The organism is Pseudomonas sp. NPDC088429 (genome assembly GCF_044753305.1).
Taxonomy (GTDB): domain Bacteria; phylum Pseudomonadota; class Gammaproteobacteria; order Pseudomonadales; family Pseudomonadaceae; genus Aquipseudomonas; species Aquipseudomonas rustica.
This window is the reverse complement of the sequence record NZ_JBIVMX010000019.1, coordinates 39143-47477: the sequence shown is the minus strand read 5'-3', so window position 1 is coordinate 47477 and position 8335 is coordinate 39143. Positions and strand designations below refer to the sequence as shown.

The following is an 8335-nucleotide window of genomic DNA, read 5'->3' as shown; positions in this document are numbered from 1 at the left end:
TCGCCCATCAAGTTGATTGCCAGCACGCTGAGCAAAATGGTCAAACCAGGCAGGCTCACCACCCACCAGGCGCGTTCGATGTAGTCGCGGGCCGAAGCCAGCATGGTGCCCCACTCAGGAGTTGGCGGTTGTACGCCAAGGCCGAGGAAGCCCAACGCAGCGGCATCGAGAATCGCCGAGGAGAAGCTCAGGGTCGCCTGAACGATCAGCGGTGCCATGCAGTTCGGCAGCACGGTGATGAACATCAGGCGTGGCAGACCGGCACCCGCGAGGCGCGCAGCGGTCACGTAGTCGCGGTTCAGTTCGCCCATCACGGCGGCACGAGTCAGACGCACGTAGGACGGCAGGGAAACCACCGCAATCGCAATCACGGTGTTGATCAGGCCAGGGCCGAGGATGGCGACAATCGCCACAGCCAGCAGCAACGACGGCAGGGCCAGCATGATGTCCATCAGACGCATGATGGTCGGGCCAATCATCTTCGGGAAGAAACCGGCGAACAGACCGAGCAGAATCCCCGGAATCAGCGACATTACCACCGAAGACAAGCCGATCAGCAGCGACAGGCGCGAGCCCTGAATCAGACGCGACAGCAAATCACGGCCGAGTTCATCGGTGCCGAGCAGGAACTGAATCTGCCCGCCCTCAAGCCACGCCGGCGGCGTCAGCAGGAAGTCGCGGTATTGCTCGCTCGGGTTGTGCGGGGCGACCCACGGCGCGAACAGCGCGCAGAAAATCACCAGCAACATGAACATCAGGCCGGCAACCGCGCCCTTGTTCTTGGAGAAGGCTTGCCAGAATTCTTTGTACGGAGACGGGTACAGCAGGCTTTGATCCGCGGTGGTGGCGGACGTCGCTACTGAGGAAGTTGGAGTGCTCATTGGATTGGACCTCAGCGCTGATGACGGATGCGTGGGTTGGCAAAGCCGTAGAGGATGTCCACTACGAAGTTGACCAGAATCACCAGGCAGGCGATTAACAGGATGCCGTTTTGCACAACCGGGTAGTCCCGCGCGCCGATGGCTTCGATCAGCCATTTACCGATGCCGGGCCAGGAGAAAATGGTTTCGGTCAGTACCGCACCGGCCAGCAGCGTGCCGACTTGCAGGCCGACCACGGTGAGTACCGGAATCAGCGCGTTACGCAGACCGTGGACGAATACCACGCGCGACGGCGACAGGCCTTTGGCCTTGGCGGTGCGGATGTAGTCTTCGCGCAGTACTTCGAGCATCGACGAACGGGTCATCCGCGCGATTACCGCCAGCGGAATGGTGCCGAGCACGATGGCCGGCAGAATCAGGTGATGCAGCGCGTCGAAGAACGCCCCGACGTCATCGGCCAGCAGCGTGTCGATCAGCATGAAACCGGTGCGCGGCTCGATGTCGTAGAGCAGGTCGATCCGCCCGGAAACCGGCGTCCAGCCCAGGCTCACCGAGAAGAACATGATGAGGATCAGGCCCCACCAGAAGATCGGCATCGAATACCCCGCGAGGGAGATGCCCATCACCCCATGGTCGAACAGGGATCCTCGCTTGAGTGCCGCAATCACCCCGGCCAGAAGGCCCAGAATGCCGGCGAACAGCAGGGCGGCCATGGACAGTTCCAGGGTCGCCGGGAATAGAGAGGAGAACTCGGTCCATACGCTGGTTCGCGTGCGCAGGGATTCACCGAGATCGCCTTGAGCCAGTTTGCCGATGTAGTCCAGATACTGGGCATACAACGGTTTGTTCAGACCTAGGCGTTCCATTGCCTGAGCGTGCATTTCGGGGTCGACCCGACGTTCGCCCATCATCACTTCCACGGGGTCGCCAGGGATCATGCGAATCAACGCGAAGGTCAGCAAGGTGATGCCGAAAAACGTGGGGATCAATAACCCCAGTCGGCGGGCAATAAAACTAAACATCTTGTGTAGTACCTCATCAGCCGGTTAGGCGTGCCCGGCGTCCCTGGGGTCAGGGACGCGGGGAGTTTCTTATCTACTTCACCTGGGTGGTGGCGAAGTTATTGGTTGTGAGAGGGCTGATTTGATAACCCTCTACGTTGTTGCGCATTGCCGTGAACATCCTGGTGTGGGCCATGCTGATCCATGGCTGATCCTGATTAAACAGCACTTGCGCCTGTTCGTAGAGCGCGGCGCGTTCGGCCGGATCTACTTTAGCCCGTGCTTCATCCAGCAGTGCCTGGAATTTCTCGTTGCACCAACGTGCATAGTTTTCGCCGTTCTTGGCCGCTTCACAACTGAGCATAGGCGTCAGGAAGTTATCCGGGTCGCCGTTGTCACCCGCCCATCCGGCAGACACCATGTCGTGCTCGCCGTTCTTGGCGCGTTTAAGCATTTCGCCCCATTCCATCACACGGATGTCGATTTTGATCCCGACTTTCGCCAGGTCAGCCTGCATCATTTGCGCGCCGAGCATCGGGTTCGGGTTGGTCGGGCCGCCGCCGTTACGGGTAAACAGAGTAAACACGGTGCCTTCCGGTACTCCGGCTTCCTTGAGCAGGGCGCGGGCCTTGTCCAGATCGCGTGGCGGATTCTTCAGGTCGTGGTTGTAGCCGAGCAAGGTCGGCGGGTACGGGTTGACCGCGACCGAGGCGTTGCCCTTGCCGAACAGCGCGTTGACGTAGGCTTCCTTGTCGAAGGCGATGTCGATGGCCTTACGCACGCGCACGTCGCTCATGTATTTGTGCGTGGTGTTCATGGCGATGTACGAGACGGTCATCGCGTCGAGTTCTTCGACTTTCAGGTTGCTGTCTTTCTTGATGCTCGGGATGTCATCCGGCTTCGGATACAGCGCGACTTGGCACTCATTGGCCTTGAGCTTCTGCAGGCGCACGTTGTTGTCAGTGGCGATCGCCAGAATCAGCGCTTCGGCTGGTGGCTTGCCACGGAAGTAGTCCGGGTTGGCCTTGAAACGAACCTGCGCATCTTTGGCGTAACGCTGGAAGATGAACGGGCCGGTGCCGATCGGCTTGCTGTTCAGGTCGCCGGTCTTGTTGGCCTTGAGCAACTGGTCGGCGTATTCGGCCGGGTAGATCGAGGAGAACGCCATCGCGATGTCGGCCAGGAATGGCGCTTCGCGGCGGGTCAGGGTGAACTTGACCGTGTTGTCGTCGACTTTTTCTACGCTTTTGAGCAGTTCTTTGAAGCCCATGCTTTCAAAGTACGGGAAGCCCACGCTCGACAGTTTGTGCCACGGGTGATTCGGATCCAGCTGACGCTGGAAGCTCCAGACCACATCGTCGGCGTTCATGTCGCGGGTCGGCTTGAAGTATTCGGTGGTGTGAAATTTGACGCCTTTGCGCAGATGGAAGGTGTACGTCAGACCGTCTTCGCTGATGTCCCAGGATTCGGCGAGCGCCGGGATCACTTCAGTGCTGCCGGGTTTGAAATCGGCCAGGCGGTTGAAGATGGTTTCGGCCACAGCGTCTGCCGTGACTGCAGTTGTGTACTGAACCATATCGAAGCCTTCCGGGCTGGCTTCGGTGCAGACGACTAGGGGTTTGGCCGAGACGCCAACAGCGACACTCAGCAACGCAGCCGCGATGGCCGCACGTAGGGGAAGCATTTTCATCGATAACCCTCTGCAATCGGTTGAAGACAAAAAGCCGAACGGCCGACTCATCATGAGTCAGCCGTCGGCAGGCGTTTTACAGAATGTTGAACGGAATGGTGGTCACCAGACGGAACTCGTTGATGCTGCCGTCAGCCTGGTTTTCGCTGGCACGGTGAGCGGTGTAAGTGCCGCGAACCGTGGTGGCTTTGAGCGGGCCGCTCTGTACCGCGTAGGTTGCACCGATGCCGTATTCATAGTGGGTTTCGCCGTCCATCGCCTGCACGCCGTCGTAACCGCCACCCTTGTAGTGAGTGCCGTCGATGCCCCAGCCGCGCGCCTGGTAGATGTTGAACTTCAGGCCTGGCACGCCGTATTCGGCCATGTTGATGCCGTAGGAAACCTGGAAGGATTTCTCGTTCGGGCCGTTGAAGTCGGACAGCAGGGAGTTGGCCAGGTAGATGCCGTTGGTTTCGTGCAGGTAGTCGAAGTACTCGTTACCGTTCACTTCCTGATACGAGAAGGTCAGGGTGTGGGCCAGGTGAGTCAGGCCGAACGACAGCGAGTAGGTGTCGTTGTCGATTTCGCCCAGCAGCTTTTTGCCTTCGTCGACGGTTTTGTAGTAGTTCAGGCCGGTGGTCAGGCTCAGTACCGAGCTGTCGCCCAATACGTGCGTGGCGCCGAAGTAGTACTGGTTCCAGATGTCTTCGGCCTGCGTGCCCCACAGGCTGGTGGTCAGGCTGGCGAATGGCTGGTAGGAAATACCGGCGGTGTTGACGTGATCGGATTCCACCCGGCCGTTGCCGTACTCAGTGCGGAATTTTTGCAGGCTCTGCTCCGAACGTGGCGAGACGCGGTCGAAGGTCGCCACGTCGAACGCCAGGTTGTTGAACTCTTCGCTGTGGATCGCGACACCTTCGAAGCTCGAAGGCAGGGCACGGTTACCGATCACGTCGACTTGCGGGCTGCTGAAGTTCATGCGGCCGGCGGTCAGGGTGGTGTTGGAAACACGCGCCTTGATGTTGGCCAGGCCCAGTTTGCTCCACTGATCAACGGCGTCGCCGTTGTCTTTGTGGGTCAGGGTACGGTTGTTACCGGAGGCCGGGCCGGTTTTCGGCGCGCCGCCATTACCGGAGGCCAGGTTCTCGCGATCACGCTCCAGCGCGAGGGCGTTGTAGGCCGCGATTTCAGTGCTGAAACCGACAGTACCTTCGGTGAAGCCCGAGTTGTACTTGACGATGGTGCCCTGAACCCAGTTGATCCGGCGGTCGGTCTCAGCCAGTTGACCGTCCTTTTTATAGGCGAACTTGGCGCCACGCTTCAGTTGCTCGTTGGCGTACCAGTTACGGGTCGAACCGCTGATCGATTGACCTTCGACGAAACCGGTGGCTTCCGCCTGGGCGCTCTTGTCGTTGATCGTCACCGGGGTGAACGCCTGGCTCTGGGTTTCCGCATAAGCGGTTGCGGTGATGCTGCTTATGGCCAAGGCCAGTATCGCGGTGCTGCTCAGTTTCATGGGTGAAGCTCCTTTACTTTCTTTTTATGCCGGCTTTTTTGGGTTGGCCGGTTATTGGTTTAGAACTCATTCACACATCGCAAACGTTTGCCAAATGCCTGATTGGCGAATTTCGGCAAAGCGCTTGCGTGAGGGGCTAGACGGGCCCCTCAGCGTTGCGGCTAATCGGTTGGGTTAATCGATGCTGACACCCGAGAAAACGTTGCGTCCGAACGGGCTGACTTTGAACCCTTCAATCTTCACGCTTAACGGTTGGTTGACGGTCGAGTGAGCAACAGGCGTGATCGGCACTTGCTGTTTCAGCAACTGCTGAGCCTGTTTATAGAGAACGGTGCGCTGGTCGCGGTCGGTGACGACCTTGGCCTGTTTGATCAGCTTGTCGTACGCCGGATCGCACCACATGGAGTAGTTGTTGCCGCCAATGGCGTCGCAGCTGTACAGCGTGCCGAGCCAGTTGTCGGGATCACCGTTGTCGCCGGTCCAGCCAATCAGGCTGATGTCGTGCTCGCCATTCTTGGTGCGCTTGATGTACTCGCCCCATTCGTAGCTGACGATCTTCACTTTCAGACCGATCTTGGCCCAGTCAGCCTGGAGCATTTCGGCCATCAGTTTGGCGTTCGGGTTGTACGGACGCTGCACCGGCATCGCCCACAGGGTGATTTCGGTGCCTTCTTTGACGCCCGCAGCCTTGAGCAGCTCTTTGGCTTTTTCCGGGTTGTAGGCGGCGTCTTTGATGCTGTCGTCGTAAGACCACTGGGTCGGTGGCATGGCGTTGACGGCCAATTGGCCGGCGCCTTGATAAACAGCGTTGAGAATCCCTTGTTTATTCACCGCCATGTCCAATGCCTGACGCACTTCGAGCTGATCGAACGGCTTGTGGCGGACGTTGTAGGCGATGTAACCGAGGTTGAAACCCGGTTTGGAGATCAGTTGCAGTTTCGGATCGTTCTTCAGCGCGTCGACATCGGCCGGACGCGGATGCAGGGTGATCTGGCACTCGTCAGCCTTGAGCTTCTGCACGCGCACGGAGGCGTCGGTGTTGATCGCGAAAATCAGGTTGTCGAGTTTGACCCGGCTCGGATCCCAGTACTGCTTGTTGCCGGTGAAGCGGATGTTCGAGTCTTTCTGATAGCTCTTGAACACGAACGGCCCGGTGCCGATCGGCTTCTGGTTGATGTCGCTCGGTTTGCCGTCGGCCAGCAGCTTGTCAGCGTATTCGGCGGACAGAACGGCGGCGAAGCTCATGGCGAGGTTCTGGATGAACGCGGCGTCGACGCTGTTGAGCGTGAACTCCACGGTCAGCGGCCCGGTCTTCTCGACCTTGGCGATGTTCTTGTTCAGGCTCATCCCGTTGAAGTACGGGAACTCGGTGGGATAAGCCTTGCGGAATGGCTGCTGTGGATCAAGCATGCGATTAAACGTGAACAGCACGTCGTCGGCATTGAAGTCGCGGGTCGGCTTGAAGTACGGCGTTGTATGAAATTTCACACCTTCACGTAAGTGAAACGTGTACTTGAGACCATCCTCGGAAATGTCCCACTTGGTGGCCAGACCCGGTACGACATTGGTCTCGCCTTTTTCGAACTCGACCAGACGGTTGTAGATCGGTTCGGCGGCATCGTTATCGGTGGCCGTGGTGTATTGCGCGGTGTCGAAACCCGCGGGGCTGCCTTCAGAGCAGAACACCAGACTTTTGCTGGCGGCGAAACTCGCGGACGTGGCGGCCATCAGGCCGGCGCCCAGCAATGCGGAAAAAACCAAGGTATGGCGCATGACGCTCCCTCTTTTTTAGTGTTGTGCAATGCGCCGCGTCTCGTCCTGAAACGTTGTGGTCGCATTGAGCTCAATCCAATACGTACGGCAAACCGGTGGCCCACGCAGAAACTGGTCAGAACCCGACGGTATTTGCCGTGGGCCTGGCAGTAAATGCGTAAAAGCCTGAAAACCTCGTAGGAAAAGGCGACGCGGCCTCGCCACTGCAAGTCTCTGCAGCGGAATCGGCTGTAGGCAAATTCCTAACTTCCCGGCAGGTGAAACAGCGGCGACGTCATAAACGTCGCCGCTGCAGTGCCTTATTTGCTGACGCTGACGCCGTAGAAGGAATTCAAGCCGAATGGGCTGATCTTGAAGTCCTGCACGTTGGCGCGCATGGGTTGGTACACCGTCGAGTGAGCGATAGGTGTCATTGGGACTGCATCTTTGAGGACGTGTTGTGCCTCTTTGTACAGTTCGGTGCGCTTACCTTGGTCGGTTGTGCGCTTGGCTTCTTTAACGAGGCCGTCGAACTTCTTGTCGCACCACTTGGAGAAGTTGTTGCCGCTGAGCGAGTCGCAGCCGAACAGCACGTTCAGCCAGTTGTCCGGATCACCATTGTCACCGCTCCAGCCAATGATCATGGCCTGGTTCTCGCCACCTTTGGAGCGCTTGATGTACTCGCCCCACTCGTAGCTGGTGATCTTCACTTTCAAGCCGATCTTGGCCCAGTCGGACTGGAGCATTTCGGCCATCAGTTTGGCGTTCGGGTTGTATGGACGCTGAACCGGCATCGCCCACAGAACGATCTCGGTACCTTCCTTGACGCCGGCTTCCTTGAGCAGCTGTTTGGCTTTCTCAGGATCGTACTTGGCATCTTTGATGGTGGTGTCGTAAGACCACTGGGTCGGCGGCATGGCGTTGACGGCCAGTTGGCCCGCGCCCTGATAAACCGAATCGATGATCTGTGGCTTGTTCACCGCCATGTCCAGCGCCTGACGCACGCGCAGGTCAGCCAGCGGGTTTGCTTCGTTGCTGCCTTTGACTTTGTCCATCACGTTGTAGGCGATGTAACCCAGGTTGAAACCCGCCTGGTCAGGCATCTTCAGTGCTGGATCTTCTTTCAGCGCTTTCAGGTCGGCCGGACGCGGGAACAGGGTGACCTGGCACTCGTTCTTTTTCAGCTTCTGAATACGTACCGACGGGTCGGTGGTGATGGCGAAGATCAGGTTGTCGATCTTCACGTCTTCAGGCTTCCAGTAGTCCTTGTTCCCGGTGTAGCGGATGTTGGAGTCTTTCTGGTAGCTCTTGAACACGAACGGGCCAGTGCCGATCGGCTTCTGGTTGATGTCGGCGGCTTTGCCTTCCTTGAGCAGCTGGGCAGCGTACTCGGCGGACTGCACCGAAGCGAAGCTCATGGCCATGTTCTGGATGAACGCGGCGTCGACTTCTTTCAGGGTGAACTTGACGGTGTGGTCGTCGACTTTATCGATCTTGGTGATGTTGGTGTCCATCC

General features: G+C 58.4%; 5 protein-coding genes and 1 pseudogene. All 6 read right to left on the bottom strand.

The annotated features are described in order from the left end of the window. On the bottom strand, positions 1 to 881 hold an 881-nt coding region (locus ACIP66_RS12655), incomplete at its 3' end, for an ABC transporter permease subunit (RefSeq protein WP_400648464.1). An 11-nt stretch (positions 882 to 892) separates the two neighbouring features. Then, positions 893 to 1903 carry an ABC transporter permease subunit gene (locus ACIP66_RS12650; protein WP_053117067.1) on the bottom strand — a complete coding sequence of 337 codons (1011 nt, stop codon included), beginning with the start codon at positions 1901 to 1903 and terminating at the stop codon, positions 893 to 895. 73 nt (positions 1904 to 1976) lie between these two features. Further along, the gene (locus ACIP66_RS12645) at positions 1977 to 3572 is read right to left on the bottom strand and encodes an ABC transporter substrate-binding protein (protein ID WP_053117068.1); all 1596 of its coding nucleotides are present in this window, start codon (positions 3570 to 3572) and stop codon (positions 1977 to 1979) included. 76 nt (positions 3573 to 3648) lie between these two features. After that, on the bottom strand, positions 3649 to 5067 hold the full coding sequence (locus ACIP66_RS12640; RefSeq protein ID WP_400648460.1) for an OprD family porin: 1419 nt from the start codon (positions 5065 to 5067) through the stop codon (positions 3649 to 3651). A gap of 174 nt (positions 5068 to 5241) precedes the next feature. Continuing rightward, a complete protein-coding gene (locus tag ACIP66_RS12635; protein WP_400648457.1) occupies positions 5242 to 6840 on the bottom strand; it encodes an ABC transporter substrate-binding protein in 1599 nt (532 codons plus the stop codon). Positions 6841 to 7139: 299 nt separating this feature from the next. Beyond that, positions 7140 to 8335 (bottom strand): annotated as a pseudogene (locus ACIP66_RS12630) (ABC transporter substrate-binding protein); the annotation flags it as partial.